The sequence below is a fragment of the Celeribacter sp. genome, from assembly GCF_048266405.1.
Lineage (GTDB): Bacteria > Pseudomonadota > Alphaproteobacteria > Rhodobacterales > Rhodobacteraceae > Celeribacter.
Genome location: NZ_JBLWZO010000003.1, coordinates 112,341 through 137,147, shown reverse-complemented (window position 1 = coordinate 137,147; position 24,807 = coordinate 112,341). Strand labels below are relative to the sequence as shown.

Sequence of the window (24,807 nt, the reverse complement as noted above, 5' to 3'; positions counted from 1 at the left end):
GCGCAAGAAAAAAGGCAACTGCAATGGCCGGTGATAAACAGAACCTACAAGACGCATTCCTGAACCATGTGCGCAAAACCAAAGTGCCCGTTACGATCTTTTTGATCAACGGTGTCAAGCTTCAGGGCGTGATTACATGGTTTGATAACTTTTGCGTTTTGCTGCGCCGTGATGGCCAATCGCAACTGGTGTATAAACACGCGATTTCCACGATCATGCCTGCGCAGCCGATCAGCCTCTACGACGGCGAAGACGCACAATAACCCGTTTGCCATCGCGATCTGGCGTCGGCCTGCTCGGGGAAAGCCCGCGCGGGCCTCTTGTCATGGAGAGCGCTTCGACCTAGGTGCGGTAGTGAATACAGGCGCAGGCGGGCGGTCGGGCCCTGAGCAAAGACATCAAAGGACCAATTGAATTGGGTGACTATTACGATCACGAGGTGGAGCCAACGCGCGCGTGGGTGATCCATCCTGACATCACCTCGGACCGTGGACGCCGCGATGCGCAGCCACGTCTTGACGAAGCGGTATCGCTTGCAGCCGCTTTGCCCGATATCGAGGTGTTGGGCGCCGAGATCGTGCGCTTGCCCAAAACGCATCCCGCCGCATTGTTCGGCAAAGGTAAAATCGCGGAGTTGAAAGCACGTCTGCAAGAGAATGAGGTGGAACTTGTTCTCGTCGATGGTCCCGTGACACCTGTGCAGCAACGCAATCTGGAGAAGGAATGGAAGGTCAAACTGCTTGACCGAACCGGCCTGATTTTGGAGATTTTCTCGGATCGGGCGCGGACCCGTGAGGGCGTGTTGCAGGTCGAAATGGCGGCCTTGTCCTATCAACGGACCCGTCTGGTGCGGGCATGGACCCACCTTGAGCGTCAACGTGGTGGCTTGGGGTTTGTGGGTGGTCCGGGTGAAACACAGATCGAGGCCGACCGTCGCGCCATTGACGATCACCTGAACCGTCTGCGTAAACAGCTGGCCCGTGTGATCAAGACGCGCGAATTGCATCGTGCATCGCGGGCGAAGATCCCGTTCCCGATTGTTGCCTTGGTGGGCTACACAAACGCAGGAAAATCGACGTTTTTCAACACGGTGACGGGTGCAGATGTGTTTGTGAAAGACATGTTGTTCGCCACGCTCGACCCGACCATGCGTCAACTCAAATTGGAAACGGCGCACGGGGGGGATCGCGACATTATCCTGTCCGATACCGTGGGATTCATCTCGAACCTGCCGACACAGTTGGTCGCTGCGTTTAGAGCCACGTTGGAGGAGGTGCTTGATGCCGATCTGATCCTGCACGTGCGCGACATTTCCGCCGACGAGACCGAAGATCAAAAAACGGATGTCCTTAAAATCCTCTCCGATCTGGGGATCAAGGAAGACGCACCGATCATCGAAGTGTGGAACAAAATCGACAAGCTCGATGACGAGGCCCGCGCGGCCCGACTGGAGCGGGCTGAAGGGCGTGAGGACGTTTTTGCGATCTCTGCGGTGACGGGCGAGGGGGTGAAACCCCTGCTCGATGCAGTGTCGGCCTATTTCGAAGAGGACAAGATCGAGCGCGATTTGATTGTGCCGTACTCGGAGGGTAAGAAACGCGCGTGGCTCTTTGCGGAGGGCGTTGTGCAAAGTGAAGCGGCGAATGAAGAGGGCTATGCGCTCAAAGTGCTTTGGACCCCGCGCCAAGAAAAACAATTTCGGGATATGTGAGCCATGGAAAATCGTTTGTACCTGATGCTGATCGAAGCCGATGCAGGCCCGTCCAAGGTCTTGGTCGAGGGGCGTCGCTACATCATCAACTGCTTTGCCGTTGCCGAAAGCCTCGACGCGGCCAAGGCCCCAGTCGATAAATATTTCTCCTCTGGCGGGTGGCGCAATATCGAGGTTCAAAAGGCCAAAGAAATTCCGCCACGGTTGTCGGTCCTGCCCACACCCGAATTGAAAGCGGCGGCCCGTAAGGCCGCCGATCAAGGTGTCGGGTTTGTGGTCTACGACAAGCCCGCAACGACCAAGCACTAAGGCGAAGTTTTCGCAGCCTTAGACGATGATGCCTTTGGTGAGGATGATGTTGCCGTAGGGGCGTGGCTCGCCCGTTTGGATCACCGCGAAGGCCTCTCGCGCACGGTCGTAGAAGGCAAATCTCTCGATGGATTCGATCGGGGCCGGGTTGTCGGCTTTCGCATCAATAATGGCTTGAAATTCGGCCACTGCGGGCGGGATCGTGTCAGGTTCTCCGACCACCTGCATCGTGACCGCGCGATCCTGCACAAAGGTGTCGAGCGGCAGGAGCGTGACAACGGCCTCCAGAATCTCGGTTGCATTTGATCCTTCACAACGGATCACCCGTTTGCCCATTGTTTGCGCGGGAAAGTTGCTGTCCGCGATGACGATCATGTCGCCGTGCCCCATTTGCGCCAGATACAGAAGGGCTTCGGGCGGCAAAATAGCAGGAATATTATGTAGCATATCAATGTCCTTTGTTGCGAGTGAATGGGGTGGTGCGCGCTCTATTGTGTCGCGGGGATGAGGTGGGTGATGCCGACCCCTGCGGCGCGTGCGAGTTCGGGGTCGAGTGACATCGGGACATATTCCCCGCGCCGCCAGAGTTCGCCCAGATCATCATAGTGACGGCTGAGCGGGTGGCCCGATTGTCCTGTGGGAATGATGAACACCGAGCTGTCAGGGTCGGCGAAGTCATAGACGCCACGATAGGCGGCTCCGTGAACATTGGCAAAAGGCATCGGCCCATCGCCCGCCGTGACGCCACGCATGAGTGTGTTGTCGCCGCCCGATGTTGTCTGGCGGATGTTCACAATCCATTTGAGGAAGGGCATATCGCCAAGCACGGGGTGTTTGTGGATCGCGGTATGTGCATCGCCCCAACGCAGCGATTCCAGCGCAGACCCGTAGGTCTGTTCAATCCAGACAATTGCATCGTCGAGGGCAAGGCGGGCAATGTCGTTGCAGCTTTCGACCGCTGCTGACTGGATCACGTCGCACCATTTCGAGGCCCCGCCAATGTCGCGGAAGACCCGTTCGATGAAGATCGGCTCTACATGCGAATAGGCATGGTACAATGGCCCGAGTTCGTCACGGATCAGACGGTTCTGCAACTCGCGCATCCATGCATAGTAAATCAGTGGCTCGGGCAGGTGTTCGTTCATCTCACCGTTCCATTCGGCCAAGAGCGTTAGCGCCTTCTGGCGTTGTGCCTCTGGCGTGCCTTCGGGAGCGGCTTCGCCCGTGAACCACAGATCGGCCCCGACAAGTGGCAGGAGAGAGCGGGCAGAATAGGACACGATGTCGTTTTGCACTTCGATAAAGCTGTCGCGGGTGTGGACCTCGCGGCTCTGCATCAGGCGGCGCCAGCGTTGGATGCGTTGTGTGTCGCCCCAGTGGTAGGACAGATGGTCGGGGAAGGGCGCGTCGACGGTCTTGTTGTTGGTATTGCCGACAATGCCCGCTTGGCCCGTCTCGAACAGCGGTAGTTCGTCATAGTCGCGCCATCCTTGCCATCTGTTGGTCGCGATCCATCCAGGGGAGGGAATGCGGCCTTGGCTTTGGTGTTGCGGGTCGCGTTTGGGGGCGCGACCGATGACTTTGAGCGCCACGCGGTCTTTTTGGGCAAGGGTGAGGTTTAACGCAGGGGCGACAAAATCACGGGCGGCCTCAAGCCCCTCGTCAATGGAGCCTGACCGCATCAGGGCAATCACCGCGCTCATGGATGTGTCGTCGGGCGCAAGGGCCGTCCATGACAGCGACATCACATGATCGGGTGGGGTGACGGTCTTGACGTTGAACGCCGCTTCGGGAAGCACAGGGCCGTTGTCGGTCCATTTCAATTCGAGCGTCACAGGAGTGGCATCTTTGATCCGCACGATCGACGGTTGGGTGCGCATGGGTTTGAAGCCGTTTGGAGTTTCGACTTCATTCGGATTGGCGGGGTTGAGCCGTTCGACATAGAGGTCGGCGTCGTCAAGGTAGGCAGAGGTGATCCCCCATCCAAAAGCGTCCTTGCGTCCCGTGACAATAGCGGGAATGCCCGCGATGGAGGCGCCGATGACGTCGCCAGTGGAGAGGTGCAGCCGCGCCAGATACCATGCGCCAGGTGCGGAGAAATTCAGGTGCGGGTCGTTGGCCATAAGCGTGGCCCCTGTGGCCGACCGCTCTGGGGCTGCGGCCCAGACGTTTGAGGCTCCGCCAAAGGGAGCCACGGGTGGTTCGGCAAAGGCGTATTCAACGTCGCTGTCATCGGTGTAGGTCGGCACCGTAGGAAACAGGCTTGCATAGTCGGTCAATAGGGCTGTGCCCGTCCCGGGGGCGTCGGGCAAAATATCGCGCAGACGGTCTGGGCCGATCAGGAGCGAGGTGCGTGCGCGGAGCACTTCTGATGAGGCTTGGTCGGACAGTTGAAACGCCACCAGTTTCATCAGGGCGATGCTGTCTACAGGACGCCAATAGGAAATTTCGGCAGGGAATAAAAAGAACTCGGGCGCACCACGGCCCATCGCACCGCTGTTCACGGCGGTGATCCATGCGTTAACGCCGCGCGCGTAGGCTTCCATTGCTTCCATGGCGTCAGGCGTCTGGGAATTGACCGAGGCTTCGGCGGCGGCATAAATCCCCAAGCGACGCATAAGCGTGTCGGTCGGCAGTGTGGCCTCGCCAAAGACTTCCGACAATTTACCCTGTGCCGTGCGACGCATCAGCATCATCTGGAACAGGCGGTCTTGGGCGTGGGCAAATCCCATGCCGTAAAACACATCCGCGTCCGTCTCCCCGAAGATATGCGGCACATTGGCGTTATCTCGCGCAATTTCGACAGGCGCCGACAGGCCAGCAACTTCGTGTGTGGCGTCATAATCGGGCAAAGACCGTGAGGCGAGCCAATAGGCCAGCCAGCCGCCCACGAGGGCCAAAATTACAAGTCCCGTTACGAGCTTGAGCAGAAGAGAGAAAATACGCGCCATAGGTAAGTGTGCCGTTCATAGTCATTATGCGGGTTTCATGAGTTGACGCGGCCGCGCCAATCCCTACCGTTCTGGCAAGCGTTAAAGCACACCTGTGCGCAATGGAAAAGGACATCGAGACACATGGCAAAAGTAGCATTTCTAGGGTTGGGCGTCATGGGCTATCCGATGGCGGGGCATTTGGAAGCCGCAGGACATGAGGTCACGGTTTATAACCGCACCGAGGCCAAGGCCGCCCGTTGGGCGGTAGATCACAAAGGCGGATCGGCGGCCACACCGCGCGAGGCGGTGGAAGGGTGCGATTTCGTCATGGCTTGCGTGGGCAACGACGATGACTTGCGGTCCGTTTGCACAGGAGACGACGGAGCCTTTGCGGGGATGAAAGAGGGTGCGATCTTTGTCGATCACACCACTGTATCTGCGATTGTTACCCGTGAATTGGCGGAGGTGGCCCGTGAGGCGGGACTTGGCTATGTCGATGCGCCTGTTTCTGGCGGGCAGGCAGGGGCCGAAAACGGTGTCTTGTCCGTGATGTGTGGCGGGTCTGAGGCCGATTATGCAGCGGCGGAGCCGATCATGGCGGCCTATGGTAAAACCGTCAAACGTCTGGGCGAGGTCGGCATGGGCCAGACCGCCAAGATGTGCAACCAGATCTGCATCGCAGGACTGGTGCAAGGCCTGTCCGAGGCGCTGCATCTGGCGGAAAAATCGGGTCTGGATGGTGAGGCCTTGGTCGAGGTGATCTCTGGCGGGGCGGCGGGCTCATGGCAAATGGTCAACCGTCACAAAACAATGCTGGCCGATGAATACGAGCATGGCTTTGCCGTCGATTGGATGCGCAAGGATCTGGCGATCTGCTTGCAAGCGGGCGATGATGTGGGCGCGAGCCTGCCCGTGACGGCGCTTGTCGATCAGTTCTATAAGGACATCCAGAAAATGGGTGGCGGTCGTTGGGATACTTCAAGTCTGATGAAGCGCCTCAAGGCCTTTGATTAACGCCGTTTTCCACAACTCACATGAGCAAAGGGCTTGCCTGAGGTAAGCCCTTTCATCCTTTCGCGTGAGCCTGCTATAAGCGGGCTAAGAAAAAGGACCACGTTCATGCCACCCAAAAAACCATCAGGTCGCGGCGCACGCGATTTGCGCGTCAAAGTCAAAACCGCACGTGGGCGCAAATTGTCCTCCACCCTCTGGTTGGAGCGCCAACTTAACGACCCATACGTGAAGCGCGCGAAGGCCGAAGGCTATCGCGGGCGGGCGGCGTTCAAGATCCTCGAACTGGACGACAAGTTCCGTTTCCTCGTGCCAGGGGCGCGGGTGGTGGATTTGGGTTGTGCACCCGGTGGGTGGTGTCAGGTCGCGGTGCGACGTGTGAACGCCTTGGGCGAAAAGTCGGGCAAGAAGATCGGCACGGTTCTGGGCGTTGATTTGCAAGAGGTCGAACCGATTGCGGGGGCTGAGGTTCATCAGCTCGACTTCATGGAAGATGGCGCGGACGATAAGGTCAAAGACTGGCTTGGCGGCGAAGCTGACGTTGTGATGTCGGACATGGCCGCTTCGGCGTCGGGGCACAAGCAGACCGATCACAACCGTATCATGGCGCTATGTGAAGCCGCCGCCTTTCTGGCTTTTGATGTTCTCAGTCCCGGAGGTACCTTCGTGGCTAAGGTACTGGCAGGGGGCGCAGAGGGCGATTTGCAAAAGTTGCTCAAACAGAATTTCGAGAAGGTGCAGCATATCAAACCACCTGCATCGCGGTCAGATAGTTCTGAAAAATTCGTCGTCGCCACAGGTTATCGCGGTCAGCGGATGACCGTCGACGAGCATTACGAGACCCTGTAGACCGAATGGGCGATTGGGCGCGTATCAAAGCGGGGGCCTGTGAGGTCGCGATTGATCCTGCATTGGGCAACATTCGCCGCTTTTTGGTGAAGGGCCGCGAGATTTTGCACACAGCCCACTGGGTCGGCACCGAGGCTGCGCCCCTAGCGGGTGCGCCGATAGATCAACACCTTGCGGGAGATTTCTTTGCCGCGCCCTTCGGGGCCTCGGATGTGATCGACGCACCTAATCATGGGTGGTCGGCCAATTCGCATTGGTCGGGGGTGACACGCTCACAAGATGACGATCACGCCGAAATCAGTTTGACGCTCGACCGCGATGTCATGGGAGCCACGATCACCAAGACGTTGGGCCTTAAGGATGGTCAGGCGGTGCTATACCAAACCCATGAGATTTCAGGCGGGCGGGGGGATTTGACCTTCGCCCATCATCCGATGTTTCGCATGGAGGCGGGCGGCCATCTGGCGTTTTCGCCAAAACGAGTGGCGCTGACCACGGCGCCTGCACTGGAGCCTGCGCATTTGTTGGCCTATCCGGCGCGTAGCACGAACCTATCCGCATTTCCCGCGCGTGATGGCGGCGTATGCGATTTGACCCGCTACCCCAGTGCGACAGGACATGAAGATTTCGTCACGCTTGTTGAGGCCGAAGGGGCAACGCTCGGATGGACCGCGCTGAGCCGTTCGGCGGAGGGTGATATTATCGTGGTTCTCAAAGATGCCCGCGTGGCCCCCGTGACGATGCTATGGCTCTCAAATGGCGGGCGCGAATACGCCCCGTGGGATGGGCGTCATACGGGAGTTTTGGGCATTGAGGACGGCTGTGCGGCAGGTGCGCTTGGCCATGCCGCAGCCTCAGGCGATAATGCGGTCGCAGCCGAGGGCGTGGCCACTGCGCTGACCCTTGGTGCGGATGTGCGCCACACCATGCGCCACGCCATTGCGGTGTTCGACGCCCCTGACGGGTTTGGTCCCGTGGCGGATGTGACGCTCGAAGGCGATGTCCTACAAGTCAGGGGAGCATGTGGTGAGACGCTACAGATGGCCTTTGATGGCGCGTTTTTTCGCGACCTGACGTAACGGCCCACATCCCTAAAAGGTGTACCTGATATATATCAAGGTCGCGCGCTTTCGAGGGCGGTAGATGTTATGGAGCTGTTCAAAAGAGAGTATGTTCCATGCGCGTCACCATTCGTACCAATCTTGCCATCCGCGTCCTCATGGCCTGCGCCGTGAATACGGGCCATATGGTGCGCCGAACCGAGATTGCCCAAGCCACCAATGCCTCTGAAAACCATTTGGCTCAGGTGGTGCATCTTTTGGCCGCAGAAGGCTTTATCAAAACCATTCGAGGTCGGGCTGGCGGGGTGGAATTGGCGCGACCCGCAGCGGAGATTTCCGTGGGCGAGGTCTTTCGCCATTTCGAAGCCGGCACGCCTTTTGCCGAGTGTTTCGATGGGGCTGAGAATACATGTCCGTTAAAAGACGTCTGTCGTTTGCGTGATGCGCTTTTGGCGGGGTTGGCGGCGTTTTATGATGTGCTCGACAATCTGACGGTTGATGATCTCGTGCATGACAATGACGGCCTTGCGGCCCTGTTGCAGATGCCCGACAACAGTGCGGTTCTGACGGCTGGCTGTGCGCCTGCTGCCGCACGGATGGGCTAATAGGCGCGTCAAAGCGGCGTTATGGCCTCCGACGCCATAGGGTGCATGTTGTCCGTGATGCAACGCTTTGTGACGGAAAGCCCCTCCATCACCTGAATTGTTTTGGCCCACGCAAGTGGGATGTTAGTTCTTGCTCAAAGATTGATACATTTAGATTTCGGATAGAGCAGGACGACATATGGGCCTTTCAAACATTGCTACGGGGTTTGTACTGACATGTGTTGCGGCTCTGGGCGGCCTTTCGGGGACAGGCGCACAGGCGCAAGATCGCACAGAGCAATTTGCTGTCGTCGACCAGATGGCGCAAACCCGCTGGCAGAAGTCGGGGTATGTGTTGCGCGAAGCAGGGCGTAGCATTGGACCGGAAATTAAGGGCATCGTCCGTATGCCCATCGACTACAAACGCGAATTTGCGCTCGGCGCGCTCGGAGTCGGCGCGTTGATGTTGATTGACCGACCTGCCACCGAATTCTACCAAGACAATATTGAAAGCGCCTTTGATGGCTTTGCTTTGCCCGAACATCCTTTGAAGGACAAATTGGGATCTTCGGGTTTGGCCAATGAGGATTTGTGGCTTCTGACGGGCGTTGCGGGGCTTTATGGATACGGTCTTGTCGCGGATGATACCCGTGCGCAACGCGCGGCAATCCTCTCGGCCAAGGCGGTTGCCTACTCCTATGCGGCGTCGCATCTTGTGCTGAAATCGGTTATCGGACGCAAGCGCCCCTACGCCGATCTGTCCTCTCGCGGAAATCAGGAAGGCGATATTTTTACAACCGACCCGCTTGATTTCGGTAATTATCACGGTGTTTCTCTCAAGCCTGACGGTTATGGCACGGCCATGCCATCCTATCACTTTACCGAGTATTTCTCTGTGGCGCATGTGTTGTCACGCAGCTACGACAATTCGTGGGTGCCTTACGGTTTGGCAACGGTGCTTGCGGTGTCGAATATTCGTGGCCATCGGCATTGGGTGTCGGATATGGCGGCGGGAACGCTTTTGGGCATCGGGATTGGCGAGGTGCTTTGGCGGACCAATCAGGACATGCAACGCGGCCAAATGTCGTTTGAGCCGCAAGTCTCAAAGGATTTGGTTGGCCTGACAATGCGGATGGAATTCTAGCCTCGTCACGGGAATCCAAGTCCGCCTTGCTGTAATACAAAACATGATAGCGATAAGAAGAGGTTAAGCATGGCACCGTCTTTTGGAACCAGTGGCCTGCGTGGCTTAGTCACGGAGTTGACAGACACACTGGTGGGCAATTACGTCCATGCCTTTCTCTCGACGTTAGAGGGTTGTGACACGCTCTATGTCGGGCGCGATCTGCGTCCGTCCTCGCCGCGCATTGCCAAAACCGTGTGCGATACCGCGAGGCAGGCGGGGGTGAACGTCGTCGATTGCGGAGCCTTGGGCACACCAGCTTTGGCTTTGGCGTCGATGGGTCATGACGCCGCCGCCATTATGATAACGGGTAGCCATATTCCCGCAGATCGCAACGGGTTGAAATTCTATCTGCCACAGGGCGAAGTGTCCAAAGAGGACGAGGCGAGTATAAGCGCTGCTTACGCCTCAGGAGTGCGGGCCTCATCGGGGCAGGTGGGCCGTTACCGCGTGGACGATACTGCCGAGCCATACTATGTCGCCCGCTATGTCACAGCCTTTGGCGCAGATGCGTTGGTGGGGCTGAAGGTGGGCGTTTACCGTCACTCTTCCGTGGCCCGCGATACGATGGAGCGCATATTTGCGGCCCTTGGGGCCGATGTCGTCTCCCTTGCGCATTCCGACACCTTTATTCCCGTCGATACCGAAGCCGTCGATCCACAGACCCGCGCTGATTTGGCCGATTGGTGCCGCACGCACGGGTTGGATGCGATTGTCTCTACCGATGGCGACGCCGACCGCCCGATGTTGACGGACGCCACGGGCAAGGTGATCGCGGGCGATGTGCTTGGGATTTTGACCGCGCGGGTGGTGGGGGCTAAGGGCGTTGTGACGCCTGTGTCGTCCAACGACATGGTGCGCCGTCTGCCCGAGTTTAGCGACGTGCGCCTGACACGTATCGGATCGCCCTATGTCATTGCGGGCATGGACGCGGCACGGGAGACCACGCCCGAGATTGTCGGCTTCGAGGCCAATGGCGGTTTCTTGCTAGGGTTTGATGCGATGATCAACGGGCCGATCACGGCCTTGCCCACACGTGACTGTATGTTGCCGATCCTCGCGCCTCTTTACGCGGCGCAAAAGGCCGCGCTTAGCCTTGCGGATCTCGTGAAAGCATTGCCCGCCTGTTTCACCGCTGCAGATCGGCTTCAGGAGATTGATCGCGCCAAGGCCGCGCAGTTTCTTGAGGGATTGATCGAGGACCAAACAGCCCGCACCGAATTCTTCGCCCCCTTTGGCAGCATTGCCTCTGTTGATCTCACAGACGGGTTGCGGGTCAATTTCGATAGTGGCGACGTGGCGCATCTGCGCCCCTCAGGCAATGCGCCTGAATTTCGGATTTATGCCCAATCCGATACGCAAACGCGTGCCCAAGACCTGACAGATCATCTCAAAGATGCTGTTTCTGACCACGTAATGTAGTGGGCATTGGCGCGGTATTTTCTGCACTGCACGAATGTTTTGTTTACGCAAGAATACCCCAAAACATTGGGTGTATTGGGTGTTTTTCCCAAATGAGTCAGATCTACCCGAGATTTTTCTCGGATTCTCCCACTGTTTTCGGGCAATTCTCTATATATAGATTGACCCGCAGGCACAGGAGAGATGCATGCACATTGGTTGCCCAAAAGAAATCAAACCCCAAGAGTTCCGTGTCGGGATAACACCCGATGCCGCAGCAGAAGCTATCGCACATGGACATAGCGTGGTGATTGAAACCAACGCAGGTCTGGGCGCAGGTTTTCCGGACGAAGACTATATCGACGTGGGGGCCCAGATCGCGCCCGATGCGTCAGCGGTTTTTGACGCGGCCGAGATGATTGTCAAAGTCAAAGAACCGCAGCCCGTAGAATGCGCCATGCTGCGGAAAGGTCAAATCCTGTTCACCTATTTGCACCTCGCGCCCGATCCGGATCAGACACGGGCGCTTATGGCCTCTGGTGCGACCTGTATCGCCTATGAAACCGTGACGGATTCCCGTGGAGGTTTGCCGCTTCTGGCGCCAATGTCCGAGGTCGCGGGGCGTCTTGCGCCTCAGGTCGGGGCGTGGACCTTGCAAAAAGCCAATGGTGGACGTGGCGTGTTGATGGGCGGTGTTCCCGGTGTCGCGCCTGCGCGGGTCTTGGTTATTGGTGGCGGCGTTGTCGGAACCCACGCGGCACGGATCGCGGCAGGCATGGGTGCGGATGTGACGGTTCTGGACCGTTCCTTGCCGCGCTTGCGTCAGCTTGACGATCAGTATGGCGGCACCTTCAAGACGGGCTATGCGTCGAAATCGGTCACAGCCGAGTTGGCACGAGAGGCCGATTTGATTATCGGTGCGGTTCTGATCCCTGGGGCGGCTGCGCCCAAACTCATTGCCCGCGACCAGTTGAAAGGTCTGAAAACGGGGGCGGTGCTGGTGGATGTCGCGATTGATCAGGGCGGCTGTTTCGAGACCTCACGCCCTACAACGCACAATGCCCCGATTTATGAGGTCGACGGTGTGATGCACTATTGCGTCGCCAACATGCCCGGAGCAGTGGCCCGCAGTTCAACGCTTGCGCTTGGCAATGCGACGATGCCCTTCATGGTGGCGCTTGCGGATAAGGGATGGAAAGAGGCGTGTCGGGCCGATCCGCATTTGCTGAACGGTTTGAATGTCCATGAGGGACAGTTGACCTACGCCGCTGTTGGTGAGGCGCTTGGGATCGAAACGGTTCCCGCGTCGAGCGTGCTTTAAGGGGGCGGACCTTCCCGTACGGCCCCTGTTCGCCGATGATGCGGATGGGGGCTTGGCGCGGCTGAATTGCGAGGGTATCACGGGCCTCTTGATGACCCATGAGGAGCCCGCCACCATGACCGCACAACCCGCCACAGCACAGCGTATTGCCCGCACGATTGCCGCCGATATCGGGGCGCGCGCAGATCAGGTGACGGCCACGGTTGCATTGCTTGATGGTGGGGATACCGTTCCCTTTGTGGCGCGGTATCGTAAAGAGGCCACGGGCGGTCTGGACGATGCGCAACTCCGCCGTCTGGCGGAACGTCTGGATTACCTGCGTGACCTAGAAAAGCGCCGCGCGAGTATTTTGGCCGAGATTACCTCCCAAGGGAAAATGACCGACGCCTTGGCCCGCGATATTGCTCAAGCAGACACCAAATCCGTTCTCGAAGACCTCTATTTGCCGTTCAAGCCCAAGCGCCGCACCAAGGCGATGATTGCACGTGAAAACGGGCTTGAGCCGTTGTTGCAAAGTATTTTGGAGGATCGTTCGGCTGATCCGATGGATTTGGCTCAGGGCTATCTGAGTGAGGCGGTCGAAACTCCCAAAGATGCACTGACTGGCGCACGGGATATTCTGGTTGAACAATTGGGCGAGAACGCTGCGCTCTTGGGGCGCTTGCGGACCTTCATGCAGCAAGAGGCGATGATCACCTCAAAGGTCACAAGCGGGAAGGAAGAGGCGGGCGCGAAGTTCTCCGACTATTTCGACCATAGCGAAAAGTGGTCCGCGATTGCCTCTCACCGTGCCTTGGCCATCCTACGTGCGGCGAAGGAAGAGGTCGTCACGATTAACATCGCGCCTGATCTCGAGACAGGATTGCCGCGCGTGCTTGGGATGATTGCCGCCGAGATCGGGATCACGGGCACGGGCAAGGGCGATGAATGGTTGCGCGAAGCGGCCAGTTGGGCGTGGAGCGTCAAACTCAGCATGGCCATGTTTATGGACCTGTTGACCGAATTGCGTCGTCGCGCTCATGCTGACGCGATTGAGGTCTTTGCCCGCAACCTGCGCGATCTGTTGTTGGCGGCCCCTGCGGGGGCACGGGCGACCTTGGGCCTTGATCCCGGTATCCGCACGGGCTGTAAGGTTGCTGTTGTCGACGAGACGGGGAAACTGCTTGAAACCGCGACGATCTATCCGTTTCAGCCGCGCAATGATTTGAATGGCGCGAAGGCGACGCTGACACAGTTGATCGCTCGCCACGGGATTGCCCTCATAGCTGTTGGCAACGGCACGGCCAGTCGTGAGTCCGAGCGGCTCGTGGCCGATGTGATCAAGGCGCTTCCCGCAGGAACGCCGCGCCCCACACCGGTTATCGTGTCGGAGGCGGGGGCTTCGGTCTATTCGGCCTCCGAATTGGCCTCGCAGGAATTTCCCGACATTGACGTGTCCCTACGCGGCGCGGTGTCGATTGCGCGGCGATTGCAAGACCCCTTGGCGGAGTTGGTCAAGATCGAGCCTCAGGCCATTGGTGTTGGTCAATACCAACATGACGTTGATCAGCGTCAGCTGATGCAATCGCTTGGCGCTGTGGTCGAGGATGCGGTGAACGCGGTCGGGGTGAACCTCAATATGGCCTCTGCGCCACTGCTGTCCTATGTCGCGGGGCTCGGTCCGTCACTGGCGCAATCCATCGTCGCGCACCGCGATGCCAACGGACCATTTCCCTCGCGCAAAGCCCTGCTTAAAGTGGCGGGTCTTGGCCCGAAAGCCTTCGAGCAATGTGCGGGGTTCTTGCGGATACCTGATGGCGAGGAGCCGCTTGATGCTTCCTCTGTCCACCCTGAAGCATATGGCGTCGCCCGTAAAATCGTTAAAGCCTGTGGGCGCGATATCCGTGACATTATGGGGTCTCCCGAGGCACTGTCGGGGCTGCGGGCCGAGCAATTCGTGGACGATAACTTCGGTCTTCCCACGGTGCGCGATATTCTGTCCGAATTGGAAAAACCAGGCCGCGATCCCCGTCCGACCTTTAAAACCGCGACCTTTGCCGAAGGGGTGGAAAGCATCACCGACCTCAAGGCGGGAATGTCGCTCGAAGGCACCGTCACCAATGTGGCGGCGTTTGGCGCGTTTGTGGACATCGGCGTTCACCAAGACGGCTTGGTTCACGTCAGCCAACTGGCCGACCGTTTCGTCAAAGACCCCCATGAGGTCGTGAAAACGGGCGATGTGGTGCGGGTGCGTGTGACCGAAGTGGATGTAGCCCGCAAACGGATCGGCTTAACCATGCGGAAGGATGGTGGTGGAAGCAAACCGCCACGGGACCGTGAGGCGGCCAAATCAAAAACACCGCGCGGCGCCAAAACCAGTGCCGCGCCACGGTCTTCTTCGCAAAGTCAGGGGGCTTTGGGATCGGCCTTGGCCGAGGCGATGAAGCGACCCAAGAAGGGATCGTAACACCCGAACGGGCGAGGGAGGTCGCGTTACGGCCGCCCAAGGTCTGGCGAGTAGCCAAGTGACAATGAGGCTTCCAATCCGAGGTCGCGTATCGTTTGCGCGATTTCGGGCTGTTTGGCCTCGTCAAACCGAAACAGCGGAAAAGCGATCGACATGGCGGCCACGGGGCGTCCGAGATGGTCGAAAACCGGAACCGCCATACAGCGCACGCCCGCTTCGCTTTCCTCAATTTCCTCGGCATAGCCACGTGCACGGGTTGCCGCCAAATCCGAAAGAAGCACCGTGCGCGACGTGATCGTGTTGGGAGCTGTGACCTCGAAATCCATCCGCGAAATCCGCTCCTCGATGTCCTTTGGGTCGCGCCACGCCAAAAGAGCCTTGCCTAAAGAGGTGATATATACCGCCTCACGTCTTTGCCACTTTTTGAGTGGACGGCGATATCTCAATTTGATTCTCGGGTTGGAGAGCGGCGTGTTCCTTTTGGCCGTGACCCGTTCCAATGCGGCGAATTATTAGAGCGGGTTTCCCTATCTGTGAGGCTTCGATATAGATCAGGACGGGCCCTGATATAATTTTTGCCGCTTTGGAAGTCTGTCTCACACCTGTTGGGTTTGTATCTCTATACTAGCGAAATTGAGTGCAGCGTGGGGCCATGTCGGCAATCGGATAAAAGCTGCCATAAACGGGAGGCGTAACATTGGTCAAAGCACTTGTTCTCGAAGAAAAGGGAAAACTGAACATTCGGGATTTTCCCCTCACACAGACCTTGGGGCCTGCCGATGTTCGTATCGGTATCCGTTCTGTCGGTGTCTGCGGGTCTGATGTTCATTACTATACGCACGGAAAAATCGGACCCTTTGTTGTAAACGAGCCAATGATCCTCGGGCACGAAGCTGCGGGTGTTGTCCTTGAGACTGGTGCGGACGTGACGCATTTGAAAGTCGGTGATCGGGTCTGCATGGAGCCGGGTATTCCCGATCCAACATCGCGCGCCTCAAAGCTCGGGATTTACAATGTTGATCCTTCTGTCAGTTTTTGGGCCACGCCGCCCGTGCATGGCTGTCTGACCCCTGAAGTCATCCATCCCGCGGCTTTCACCTATCGACTGCCCGATCAAGTTAGCTTTGCCGAAGGGGCAATGGTCGAGCCATTCGCCATCGGGATGCAAAGTGCGCTGCGGGCGCGTATCCAGCCCGGTGATATTGCGATTGTAACGGGTGCGGGGCCTATCGGAATGATGACGGCTTTGGCCGCCTTGGCTGGGGGATGTGCTAAGGTCTTTATCGCTGATCTCGCGCAGCCCAAACTGGATATCATCGGGGCCTATGATGGTATCGAGACAATCAACATCCGCCAAAAATCCGCAGCCGAAGTTATTGCCGAGGCCACTGACGGATGGGGGGCTGATGTTGTGTTCGAATGTTCTGGTGCAGCGCCCGCTATTTTGGGACTTCCCGCACTTGCGCGTCCGGGCGGGGCGGTGGTCCTTGTCGGGATGCCTGTCGATCCTGTGCCTATGGATATCGTTGGTCTACAGGCCAAGGAACTCAGGGTCGAAACAGTGTTCCGCTACGCCAACATCTATGATCGGGCGATTGCCTTGATCGCGGCGGGCAAAGTGGACCTCAAGCCGCTGATTTCGGCCACGCTGCCGTTCAAGGACAGCATCGCCGCCTTTGATCGTGCCGTCGAGGCCCGCGAGACGGATGTGAAAATCCAGATTGATATGCAAGGGGCCTGAGACCGCAACGCATCGCGGATCTGACCGAATAACAATAGGGGCATCGGGGCATGAAACCTCCGGTGCCCCGTTTTATTTCACACACCTTTTAACACTTTGTCTCAATGACAGCATTGTGCTGTGAATGAGGAAAGCACTGATACTAATTCGGCCAAGTCTTTCGCGGAAAAGTATCAGAACTTGTGAGGTCTCTTGGATATTCATGAAGTCAGCGTGTTCACGGCACACATCGTTGTGCTTGTACCTATGGTACCTGTAATCTCCCTCTATGTTCTGCGCCGCAGCGAGGTCACGCTGCGCTGCTTTTCCTCCGTTGGCACGCGCGAAGGTGGGGTCTACGCCTGTATGTGCGGACAGGGTGTCAAAAAAGTATCATCATTAGCTCCGTGGTGTGGTGGCTGGCGGGAGAGGGGACTGATATAAAAGAATCAACACGAATAGGAGGGGCGGCCCCGTTGGGAGACGGAACAGCCTCGGGGACATGGGGAGGATGACATGCAGCTCGACCTAGAGTTGGTGCATATCAGAGAGGGAGAGTCGTTTGCCGCTTGGCGTCACGGCTATCCGTTTCGCACCGTGCGTTGGCACTATCATCCTGAATACGAAATCCACCTCGTGGCGGCGACACATGGGAAGTTCTATGTGGGCGACCATGTTGGTGAGTTCTCGCCAGGTCAGCTCATTATGACGGGGCCGAACCTGCCGCAAAACTGGATCAGTGACATTGGATCTGCCGAGACCGTTCCGCAGCGTACAGAGGTGATTCAATTTCCTCAGAGTTTCGTCGACAAGGTTCTTGATGCATTTCCTGAGGCGGCGGCTGCGCAGTCGCTGTTTGAGCGCAGTCGGCGCGGAATCCTCTTTGACTACGAGACCGGAGAGGCAGTTCGCCCACTTATGCGGCGGTTGCTCAATGCGCGCGGCGTTCTTCGGTTAGGGCTGTTCTTTGAAATATTGGACACGCTCTTGAAGGCGTCGAGTGTCCAGACGCTGTCCAGTCTCAGCTATATGTTGAATTTGGAGAAACAAGAAGAATCCGAAATGAACAGGGTGATCGCCTATCTGCGCGAGAACCTGACGGAACCCATCAGTGAAACCGAGTTGGCGGAGATGACTGGCCAGAGCCAGAGCGCCTTTTCCAGATCGTTCAAGCGGCACACGGGAACGAGTTTGGTGCGGTTTCGCAATCAGCTTCGGATCGATCTGGCCTGTCAAATGTTGGTAGTCGATCCAGAGGCCAAGGTGTCTGACATTTGCTTTGATGTCGGCTTTTCAAATCTATCCAACTTCAATCGTCATTTTCTGCGGGTGAAAGGTATGTCGCCGTCGGAATTCCGACAAATCTTTGCAGAGAACGAGGCGGTGCGTATGCCCGCTTAACTACCAAAGACCCCTTTGGATCTAAAGAACACCGCAGGCATCTGCTTTGCGGCAAGGGGGATTTTGTCTGTCAATCAAGGGAGGAACCCATGACAAATCTACTCAAAACTGTTTCCGTAGCAGCACTCGGACTGGCCGTAACGGCTGGTGCGTCCTTCGCACAGGATGATCAACTCAAGATCGGTATGACCTTTCAAGAGATGAACAACCCTTACTTCGTCAGCATGCAAGAAGCACTGATGGAAGCTGCTGGTGCCATCGGCGCCGAGGTTGTTGTCACCGATGCAGGGCATGACGTGGCCAAGCAGATTTCCGATGTCGAGGACATGCTTCAGCAAGACATCGACATCCTGTTGCTCAACCCAACCGACAGCGCAGGTATCGAGGCTGCCGTGCGCATGGCCAAAGAGGCAGGCGTGATTGTGGTTGCTGTGGATGCAAACGCTAACGGTCCGGTTGATACATTCGTTGGCTCCAAGAACCGCGATGCGGGCTATATGTCCTGCAAATACATGGCTGAGGCTATGGGCGGCGAGGGCGAAGTTGCTATCCTCGACGGCATCCCCGTTGTGCCAATCCTCCAGCGCGTCGAAGGCTGTAAAGCGGCACTCGAAGAAGCTCCTGGCATCACATTGGTGGACACCCAAAACGGTCGCCAAGACCGCTCTGTTGCCCTTGGTGTTGTCGAGAACATGATCCAGGCGCATCCAAACCTTGGCGGGATTTTCTCCGTCAATGACGGTGGCGCAATGGGCGCATTGGCCGCGATCCAAGGCTCCGGCAAGGACATCAAGTTGACCTCGGTTGACGGTGCTCCTGAAGCAGTTGCCGCCATTGCGCAGGGCACGCCATTCATCGAGACCACAGCACAGTTCCCACGTGATCAGGTGCGTGTTGGCCTTGGCATGGCGCTTGCCCAATACTGGGGCGCTCGTGTGGTTCCCTCCGAAGTTCCAATCGACGTGCGTGTGGTAGATGCCGACAACGCCGAAGGGTTCTCGTGGTAAACCATTGACGACAGCTGCGCCCGAAAACACTCGGGCGCAGCGATTTGCGGGAGAAAATGAATGCTCGAAATGACGGGAATACAAAAGACCTTTGGTCCGGTGAAGGTGCTTCACGGGGTCAATCTGGAGGTCCGTGCAGGCGAAGTTCACGCCCTGTTGGGGGAGAATGGCGCTGGTAAATCCACGATGATGAAGATCCTGTGCGGAATTCTCAAAGCGGACGAAGGCACTATTCGCATCGACGGCGTTGAGCGTCATTTTGCCCATTACGATGAGGCGATTGCCGCAGGTATCGGCATCGTGTTTCAGGAATTCAGCCTCATTCCGTATCTGACGGCGGTTGAAAATATCTTTCTCGCTCGCGAGCTACGTACCCGTTTTGGCCTGTTGGACCGCAAGGCCATGCGCGCGCGTGCCAGTGAGGTGTTGAACAAACTCGGCGTTGAGGTGTCCCTCGATGTGCCTGTGGCCGAGTTGAGTATTGCCGAACAACAGTTCGTCGAAATTGCCAAGGCATTGTCCCTTGATGCACGTGTTCTGGTGCTTGACGAGCCGACCGCGACCTTGACGCCGAGCGAGGTGGAATACCTGTTTCGGGTGATGCGGGAACTGCGGTCGCAAGGTGTTGCCATCGTCTTTATCTCCCACCACCTCGAAGAGATTTTCGAGATTTGCGACCGCATCACGGTCCTGCGCGACGGCGAATATGTCGACACCTGCGAGGTGAACGCGATTGACACCGACAGGCTTGTCGAGATGATGGTCGGCCGCAAAATTGAAAGCAATTTCCCGCCCAAGACTATTTCGAACCCGAATGCGCGGATCGTGATTGATGCACAGGAAATCCAGTTGCACAAAAACGGTCCTGTCAGCGCCTTTCAACTGCGTCAGGGCGAGATTTTGGGCTTTGCGGGTCTTGTGGGCTCAGGACGGACGGAAACGGCGCTGTCGATCATGGGAGCGTTTCCTGCCGTGCGCGTGAAGGTCGAGATCAACGGCGATCCTGTCCCTCCGAAAAATCCCAGCGAGGCACTTGCCAGAGGCATCGGTCTTTTGCCCGAAAGCCGCAAGGAGCAGGGGCTGATCACTGCGTTCTCGATTATGCAGAACATCTCGATCAACAATTACGGCAAATATCGCCGCCTCGGGGTTTTCCTCGATCTGGCAGCAGAGAACCTCCACACGAGACAAGTCATGCAGGACGTGCGGGTCAAGGCTCCGGGACCGGAGGTGTCGTGCAATACGCTTTCTGGTGGGAACCAGCAAAAAGTCGTGATCGCCCGATGGCTGAACCACAACACGCCGATCCTGATCTTTGACGAGCCAACGCGCGGGATCGATGTGGGGGCCAAGGCCGAGATTTATCAGCTGATGCGCAAACTGACCGAGGAAGGCTACTCCATCATCATGATCTCTTCGGAACTTCCGGAAATCACTGGTCTGGCCGACCGTGTCTGCGTGTTTCGCAGCGGCGCGATCGTGGCCACACTCGATGGCGCACAGATCACCTCGGAAGACATAATGAAAAACGCCACTACAGGAACACTCAGATATGCCGCATAACTCCACTGCTCAAACGCCGTCTTCAGCCCCGCAGTCGGTGGTCAACAGGCTCAAGCACTCTCCGTTGTTGCTGCCGATGGTTGGCTTGATCGTTGTGTCAGTCGTCATGGCCTTTGCCAGTGACAACTTCTTTAGCGTCGACAACATCGTCAACGTTCTGCGCCAACAGTCCATTATCGGCATTCTCGCCATCGGTATGACATTCGTCATTCTGACGGGGGGGATCGATCTGTCGGTGGGCGCGGTCATGGCTCTTTGCGGAACGCTCGGAGCGGGCGTGATGGTCAATATGGGACTGCCTGCGGGGCTTGGCCTGCTCACGATGGTCGTCGTTGGCATCCTGTTTGGCATGTTCAACGGCCTGTTGGTGGCGTGGGGCAAGATGCCCGCGATCATCGTCACGCTCGCGACCATGCTGATCGCGCGCGGTTTCGGGCTTGTCTACTCGGGCGGCTACCCGATCAGCGGCTTGCCAAGCTGGATCTCGTGGTTCGGGATTGGTCGCATCGGCGGCATTCCCGTGCCGATTATCATCATGATCATTCTCTACGCCTTGGCGTGGGTTCTGTTGCAGCGCACATCCTTCGGGCGTCATGTCTATGCCATCGGCGGCAACGAGACTGCGGCCTCTCTGTCGGGCGTCAATACCAAGCGCGTCAAGCTGATCGTCTTTATGCTTTCCGGCTTCACCTCGGCAATGGCCGCCATCATCCTGACAGGTCGTCTTATGAGTGGCCAACCCGGAGCGGGCGTTGCCTTCGAACTTGATGCGATTGCGATGGTTGTCCTTGGCGGCACGGCAATTGCAGGCGGGCGCGGGCTCATCCTCGGGACGCTGATCGGCGCGGTCCTGTTGGGGATCATCAACAACGGCCTGAACCTGATGGGGATCAACCCCTATCTGCAGGACGTTATTAAAGGCTTCATCATCCTTCTTGCCATCTACATTGGTCGTGAATGGCGCTGATCGAAGCCCGCGGACCCGAGTGTTCCTCCCACCATTTGGGTCCGCATGGAATTTCTTCGCACTGAACAGGAACTGAGACGATGGCAGATCACTTTATAGGTGTGGATGTCGGCACGGGGTCTGCGCGGGCCGGTGTCTTTGACGCGACTGGAACGCTGCTTATGTCGGCCAAACACGACATCGACATGTACCGCGCGCCTAATGGTATCGTTGAGCAAGCGAGCGCACAGGTCTGGGACGCAGTATGTCGGGCAACACGCAAGGCTGTGGCTGATGCTGCGATTGATCCTGTGAGTGTCCGCGGGATCGGTTTTGACGCCACATGTTCGATGGTTGTGCGCGGCAGGGACGGGCAGCCGCTCGCCGTTGGCGATCCGGCCCACCCTGAACGGGACATTATCGTCTGGATGGATCACCGCGCCATTGAACAAGCCGAACGCATTAACGCTGATAAACACGACGTTTTAAAATATGTCGGTGGTGTGATCTCGCCAGAGATGCAGACCCCTAAGCTTTTGTGGCTGAAAGAAAACCGCCGAGAAACCTATGAGGCGGCGGGGCATTTCTTCGATCTGACCGATTTTCTCGGATGGAAAGCGACAGGGAGCACGGCGCGATCGTCCTGCACTGTCACGTGCAAATGGACCTATCTCGCTCATGAGAACCGTTGGGACGCCGCGTATTTTCGCGCGATCGGCCTTGGTGATCTGGCCGATGAGGAATTCGTCCGTATTGGCCACGATATCGTCGCGCCTGGAACGGCGTTAGGATCGGGCCTAACCGAAGACGCAGCATCGCAGCTTGGTCTGGTGGCGGGCACGGCTGTTGCGGCGGGCCTGATCGACGCACATGCGGGCGGTGTCGGAACCGTGTGTGCAGGAGGCGGGACTGAAGGCCCGACGTCCTGTCTTGCTTATGTGTTCGGCACATCGTCCTGCACTATGACGACAACCCGCGATCCGGCCTTTGTTCCCGGTGTTTGGGGGCCTTATTATTCTGCCATGGTGCCGAATGCTTGGTTGAACGAGGGCGGGCAATCAGCGGCGGGGGCGGCCATTGATCACCTGATATCCCTGCACCCCGCATACAGCGAGGCCAAAGCGCAGGCGCAGACCGCGGGACAGCCGTTGCCTGTCTGGTTGGCCGATGCCGCACTTGCCGCCTGTGAAGATGCGTCCGAGGCGGTGTCCTTGGCGGGGGATTTGCATGTTGTGCCCGAGTTCTTGGGAAACAGGGCGCCCTTTGCCGACCCTCATGCCCGCGCCGTGATTATGGGGCAGGGGATGGAGACGGACATTCTGTCTCTTATTGCGCTCTACGTCGCAGGGATTTGCGGGTTGGGCTACGGGTTGCGCCAAATCATCAAGACACAAGCTGCCCACGGGGCGGGTGTGAAAACCATCGTGGTTAGCGGCGGTGCGGGACAGCACCCGCTGATCCGTCAACTTCTGGCCGATGCGACAGGATTGCCTGTTAAGACAACGGTATGCGCTGAACCCGTTTTGTTGGGATCTGCCATTCTTGGCGCGGTTGCGGCCCGCCGTTTCGACGGGATCGAAGACGCCATGCCGGTGATGTCGCATATCGCGGATGTATTCGCACCGACGGGCAAAGCCATCGGGCTTCGGCATGATCTGCGGTTCGATGCCTTTTTGAAACTACAGGCCACCGCCCGCGAAATCCGCAACGCCACACAGGGCATCAGTTCATGACCGATAGCAGTTTGGCGATAGTCACCAAAATTTGGGCCGCAACGTGCCCGACCCAATTATGAGAGAGAGGCCAATGCAGTTTTCTGGAAAATCCGTCATTATTACGGGCGCAGGCAAGGGGATCGGTCGCGCGACCGCTCAATTGCTCGCGCAACGGGGCGCTGAAGTCGTGGCAATAAGCAGAACACAGTCGGACCTCGACAGTCTGCGTGCCGAAATCGGTGGTCGCAGTCTCATTGCCGATCTGTCCAAGGCCGAAGAGGCGCGGCGGGCGATGGCCGAGGCAGGCCCCTGCGATATGTTGGTCAACTGCGCGGGAACCAATGTGCTCGAAAGCGTTCTCGACATGACCGACGAAGGCTACGAGACGGTCATGGGCATCAACCTGAAAAGCGCTCTGATCTGTGCGCAGGAGTTTGCCCGTGCGCGTGTCGCTGCAGGCGGCGGTGGAGTGATCGTCAATGTGACCTCCATTGCTGGGCATCGCGGATTTCAGGATCATGTTTGCTATGCCGCCTCCAAAGCGGGTTTGGAAGGCGCAACCCGTGTCATGGCACGCGAGCTTGGTGAGCACGGTATCCGCGTGGTTGCCTTGGCCCCGACTGTCACGATGACCGAACTGGCGGCAGAGGCTTGGAGCGATCCAGCGAAGAGCGAGCCGATGATGGCGCGTCACCCCATTGGCCGCTTTGCACAGGCCGAGGATGTCGCCCGGGCGATTGCTCTGATGCTGTCGGATGATGCGGGCATGGTGACGGGATCGGCGCTGTCCGTAGACGGCGGCTTCCTCTCGGTCTGACAAAAATATCCGCGCACAGACCATGTGATTGGGCGTGCTTGGAATTGAAATTTAGCAATTGGCGCAGCGAGAATGCAGCCAGAATACAGGAGTGTGACTATGGGTGTAGCATTGGATGGCAAGATTGCCGTTGTGACAGGCGCGGCCTCGGGGATTGGTCTGTCGATAACGAAAGACCTGTTGGATGCGGGCGTGACAGTCGTCATGGTGGATCGCGACGAAGCAGCGGTAACGAAGCTCGCGGGCGAGTTGGGCGAGGCCGCTGTGGCGCAGGTGACGGATCTTCTCGATCCGCAAAGCTGTGATGCGATGGTGCCCGAAATCCTCGAAAAGGTCGACCATATTGATATTCTTATGTGCAACGCGGGCAGCTATATCGGTGGCGATCTCGTTGACACCACTCCCGCCGCGATTGACCGGATGATGAACCTCAATGTGAACGCCGTGATGAAGAATGTGCATGCAGTTGCCCCACATATGATCGAACGCGGCACGGGCGATATCGTTGTGACATGTTCCATCGCGGGGCATTCGGCGATCCATGTGGAACCCGTCTATTCGGCATCCAAATGGGCGATCACCAGCTTTGTGCAAACAATGCGCCGCCAGTTGATGGAACACGGCATTCGTGTCGGTCAGGTCTCTCCCGGCCCTGTCATTTCCGCGCTTCTGTCCGACTGGGAACCCGAACGCCTTCAGAAGATGAAAGACGCAGGGGCCTTGATGGAAACACGCGAAGTGTCGGACGCGATGATGTATATGCTCACGCGGCCGCGCAATGTGACCATCCGCGATATGATCGTCTTGCCGTCGAATTTCGATATTTGAT

22 protein-coding genes are annotated in these 24,807 nt (G+C 57.8%); 19 read left to right on the top strand and 3 right to left on the bottom strand.

All coding sequences use genetic code 11. The annotated features are described in order from the left end of the window. Positions 1–23 precede the first annotated feature (23 nt). The 3 genes from hfq to ACN0TS_RS08130 all read left to right on the top strand — a co-directional run bounded on the left by hfq (position 24) and on the right by ACN0TS_RS08130 (position 2,020). The gene (gene hfq / locus ACN0TS_RS08140; RefSeq protein WP_062215548.1) at positions 24–263 is read left to right on the top strand and encodes an RNA chaperone Hfq; all 240 of its coding nucleotides are present in this window, start codon (positions 24–26) and stop codon (positions 261–263) included. Positions 264–415: 152 nt separating this feature from the next. After that, positions 416–1,711: a GTPase HflX gene (hflX, locus tag ACN0TS_RS08135; RefSeq protein WP_417258851.1), complete on the top strand. Its 1,296-nt coding sequence runs from the start codon at positions 416–418 to the stop codon at positions 1,709–1,711. A gap of 3 nt (positions 1,712–1,714) precedes the next feature. Beyond that, positions 1,715–2,020 carry a hypothetical protein gene (locus ACN0TS_RS08130; protein WP_417258850.1) on the top strand — a complete coding sequence of 102 codons (306 nt, stop codon included), beginning with the start codon at positions 1,715–1,717 and terminating at the stop codon, positions 2,018–2,020. Between the two features lie 18 nt (positions 2,021–2,038). Here ACN0TS_RS08130 and ACN0TS_RS08125 read toward each other — a convergent pair whose 3' ends face one another. Beyond that, positions 2,039–2,467 (bottom strand): RbsD/FucU family protein, encoded by a 429-nt coding sequence (locus ACN0TS_RS08125; RefSeq protein ID WP_417258849.1) that lies wholly within the window; start codon positions 2,465–2,467, stop codon positions 2,039–2,041. A 41-nt stretch (positions 2,468–2,508) separates the two neighbouring features. After that, positions 2,509–4,971: a penicillin acylase family protein gene (locus ACN0TS_RS08120; protein ID WP_417258848.1), complete on the bottom strand. Its 2,463-nt coding sequence runs from the start codon at positions 4,969–4,971 to the stop codon at positions 2,509–2,511. 42 nt (positions 4,972–5,013) lie between these two features. Here ACN0TS_RS08120 and ACN0TS_RS08115 point away from each other — a divergent pair, with 42 nt between their 5' ends. The 8 genes from ACN0TS_RS08115 (at position 5,014) to ACN0TS_RS08080 (ending at position 14,809) form a co-directional block, all read left to right on the top strand. Then, entirely contained in the window at positions 5,014–5,967 is a 954-nt protein-coding gene (locus ACN0TS_RS08115; RefSeq protein WP_417258847.1) for an NAD(P)-dependent oxidoreductase, read from the top strand. Positions 5,968–6,072: 105 nt separating this feature from the next. Further along, positions 6,073–6,813: an RlmE family RNA methyltransferase gene (locus tag ACN0TS_RS08110; protein WP_417258846.1), complete on the top strand. Its 741-nt coding sequence runs from the start codon at positions 6,073–6,075 to the stop codon at positions 6,811–6,813. A 5-nt stretch (positions 6,814–6,818) separates the two neighbouring features. Further along, entirely contained in the window at positions 6,819–7,892 is a 1,074-nt protein-coding gene (locus ACN0TS_RS08105; RefSeq protein ID WP_417258845.1) for a hypothetical protein, read from the top strand. A 98-nt stretch (positions 7,893–7,990) separates the two neighbouring features. Continuing rightward, positions 7,991–8,479: an Rrf2 family transcriptional regulator gene (locus ACN0TS_RS08100; RefSeq protein WP_417258844.1), complete on the top strand. Its 489-nt coding sequence runs from the start codon at positions 7,991–7,993 to the stop codon at positions 8,477–8,479. Positions 8,480–8,657: 178 nt separating this feature from the next. Next, entirely contained in the window at positions 8,658–9,602 is a 945-nt protein-coding gene (locus tag ACN0TS_RS08095) for a phosphatase PAP2 family protein (RefSeq protein WP_417258843.1), read from the top strand. A 69-nt stretch (positions 9,603–9,671) separates the two neighbouring features. Then, positions 9,672–11,063, top strand: a complete 1,392-nt coding sequence (locus ACN0TS_RS08090) for a phosphomannomutase (RefSeq protein WP_417258842.1) — start codon at positions 9,672–9,674, stop codon at positions 11,061–11,063. Between the two features lie 187 nt (positions 11,064–11,250). Next, positions 11,251–12,363: an alanine dehydrogenase gene (gene ald / locus ACN0TS_RS08085; protein ID WP_417258841.1), complete on the top strand. Its 1,113-nt coding sequence runs from the start codon at positions 11,251–11,253 to the stop codon at positions 12,361–12,363. 115 nt (positions 12,364–12,478) lie between these two features. Then, complete coding sequence (locus tag ACN0TS_RS08080) at positions 12,479–14,809, top strand: Tex family protein (RefSeq protein ID WP_417258840.1); 2,331 nt, start codon at positions 12,479–12,481, stop codon at positions 14,807–14,809. A 26-nt stretch (positions 14,810–14,835) separates the two neighbouring features. On the opposite strand, the gene ACN0TS_RS08075 is transcribed toward ACN0TS_RS08080, so the two are convergent. Then, positions 14,836–15,255 (bottom strand): IclR family transcriptional regulator domain-containing protein, encoded by a 420-nt coding sequence (locus tag ACN0TS_RS08075; RefSeq protein ID WP_417258839.1) that lies wholly within the window; start codon positions 15,253–15,255, stop codon positions 14,836–14,838. 251 nt (positions 15,256–15,506) lie between these two features. Between ACN0TS_RS08075 and ACN0TS_RS08070 the strand changes: the two genes are divergently transcribed. From ACN0TS_RS08070 to ACN0TS_RS08035, 8 genes are all read left to right on the top strand, one after another. After that, positions 15,507–16,550 (top strand): NAD(P)-dependent alcohol dehydrogenase, encoded by a 1,044-nt coding sequence (locus tag ACN0TS_RS08070; protein WP_417258838.1) that lies wholly within the window; start codon positions 15,507–15,509, stop codon positions 16,548–16,550. Between the two features lie 495 nt (positions 16,551–17,045). Next, complete coding sequence (locus ACN0TS_RS08065) at positions 17,046–17,930, top strand: AraC family transcriptional regulator (protein WP_417258837.1); 885 nt, start codon at positions 17,046–17,048, stop codon at positions 17,928–17,930. An 89-nt stretch (positions 17,931–18,019) separates the two neighbouring features. Next, complete coding sequence (locus ACN0TS_RS08060; protein ID WP_417258836.1) at positions 18,020–18,937, top strand: ABC transporter substrate-binding protein; 918 nt, start codon at positions 18,020–18,022, stop codon at positions 18,935–18,937. Positions 18,938–18,997: 60 nt separating this feature from the next. Then, entirely contained in the window at positions 18,998–20,500 is a 1,503-nt protein-coding gene (locus tag ACN0TS_RS08055; protein WP_417258835.1) for a sugar ABC transporter ATP-binding protein, read from the top strand. Then, positions 20,490–21,467 (top strand): ABC transporter permease, encoded by a 978-nt coding sequence (locus tag ACN0TS_RS08050; RefSeq protein WP_417258834.1) that lies wholly within the window; start codon positions 20,490–20,492, stop codon positions 21,465–21,467. Before ACN0TS_RS08055 ends, ACN0TS_RS08050 begins: the two co-directional genes overlap by 11 nt. Positions 21,468–21,547: 80 nt before the next feature. Further along, the gene (locus ACN0TS_RS08045) at positions 21,548–23,179 is read left to right on the top strand and encodes an FGGY-family carbohydrate kinase (RefSeq protein ID WP_417258833.1); all 1,632 of its coding nucleotides are present in this window, start codon (positions 21,548–21,550) and stop codon (positions 23,177–23,179) included. A gap of 73 nt (positions 23,180–23,252) precedes the next feature. Further along, positions 23,253–23,978 (top strand): SDR family oxidoreductase, encoded by a 726-nt coding sequence (locus ACN0TS_RS08040; RefSeq protein ID WP_417258832.1) that lies wholly within the window; start codon positions 23,253–23,255, stop codon positions 23,976–23,978. A 99-nt stretch (positions 23,979–24,077) separates the two neighbouring features. Further along, entirely contained in the window at positions 24,078–24,806 is a 729-nt protein-coding gene (locus ACN0TS_RS08035) for an SDR family oxidoreductase (RefSeq protein ID WP_417258831.1), read from the top strand. Position 24,807 lies beyond the last annotated feature (1 nt).

Coding starts and splice junctions, on each gene's coding strand:
- ACN0TS_RS08060 (WP_417258836.1), top strand. CDS start 18,020: ATGACAAATCTACTCAAAACTGTTTCCGTAGCAGCACTCGGACTGGCC.
- ACN0TS_RS08035 (WP_417258831.1), top strand. CDS start 24,078: ATGGGTGTAGCATTGGATGGCAAGATTGCCGTTGTGACAGGCGCGGCC.
- ACN0TS_RS08095 (WP_417258843.1), top strand. CDS start 8,658: ATGGGCCTTTCAAACATTGCTACGGGGTTTGTACTGACATGTGTTGCG.
- hfq (WP_062215548.1), top strand. CDS start 24: ATGGCCGGTGATAAACAGAACCTACAAGACGCATTCCTGAACCATGTG.
- ACN0TS_RS08090 (WP_417258842.1), top strand. CDS start 9,672: ATGGCACCGTCTTTTGGAACCAGTGGCCTGCGTGGCTTAGTCACGGAG.
- ACN0TS_RS08050 (WP_417258834.1), top strand. CDS start 20,490: ATGCCGCATAACTCCACTGCTCAAACGCCGTCTTCAGCCCCGCAGTCG.
- ACN0TS_RS08120 (WP_417258848.1), bottom strand. CDS start 4,971: ATGGCGCGTATTTTCTCTCTTCTGCTCAAGCTCGTAACGGGACTTGTA.
- ACN0TS_RS08040 (WP_417258832.1), top strand. CDS start 23,253: ATGCAGTTTTCTGGAAAATCCGTCATTATTACGGGCGCAGGCAAGGGG.
- ald (WP_417258841.1), top strand. CDS start 11,251: ATGCACATTGGTTGCCCAAAAGAAATCAAACCCCAAGAGTTCCGTGTC.
- ACN0TS_RS08130 (WP_417258850.1), top strand. CDS start 1,715: ATGGAAAATCGTTTGTACCTGATGCTGATCGAAGCCGATGCAGGCCCG.
- ACN0TS_RS08065 (WP_417258837.1), top strand. CDS start 17,046: ATGCAGCTCGACCTAGAGTTGGTGCATATCAGAGAGGGAGAGTCGTTT.
- ACN0TS_RS08055 (WP_417258835.1), top strand. CDS start 18,998: ATGCTCGAAATGACGGGAATACAAAAGACCTTTGGTCCGGTGAAGGTG.
- ACN0TS_RS08080 (WP_417258840.1), top strand. CDS start 12,479: ATGACCGCACAACCCGCCACAGCACAGCGTATTGCCCGCACGATTGCC.
- ACN0TS_RS08110 (WP_417258846.1), top strand. CDS start 6,073: ATGCCACCCAAAAAACCATCAGGTCGCGGCGCACGCGATTTGCGCGTC.
- ACN0TS_RS08100 (WP_417258844.1), top strand. CDS start 7,991: ATGCGCGTCACCATTCGTACCAATCTTGCCATCCGCGTCCTCATGGCC.
- ACN0TS_RS08105 (WP_417258845.1), top strand. CDS start 6,819: ATGGGCGATTGGGCGCGTATCAAAGCGGGGGCCTGTGAGGTCGCGATT.
- ACN0TS_RS08045 (WP_417258833.1), top strand. CDS start 21,548: ATGGCAGATCACTTTATAGGTGTGGATGTCGGCACGGGGTCTGCGCGG.
- ACN0TS_RS08125 (WP_417258849.1), bottom strand. CDS start 2,467: ATGCTACATAATATTCCTGCTATTTTGCCGCCCGAAGCCCTTCTGTAT.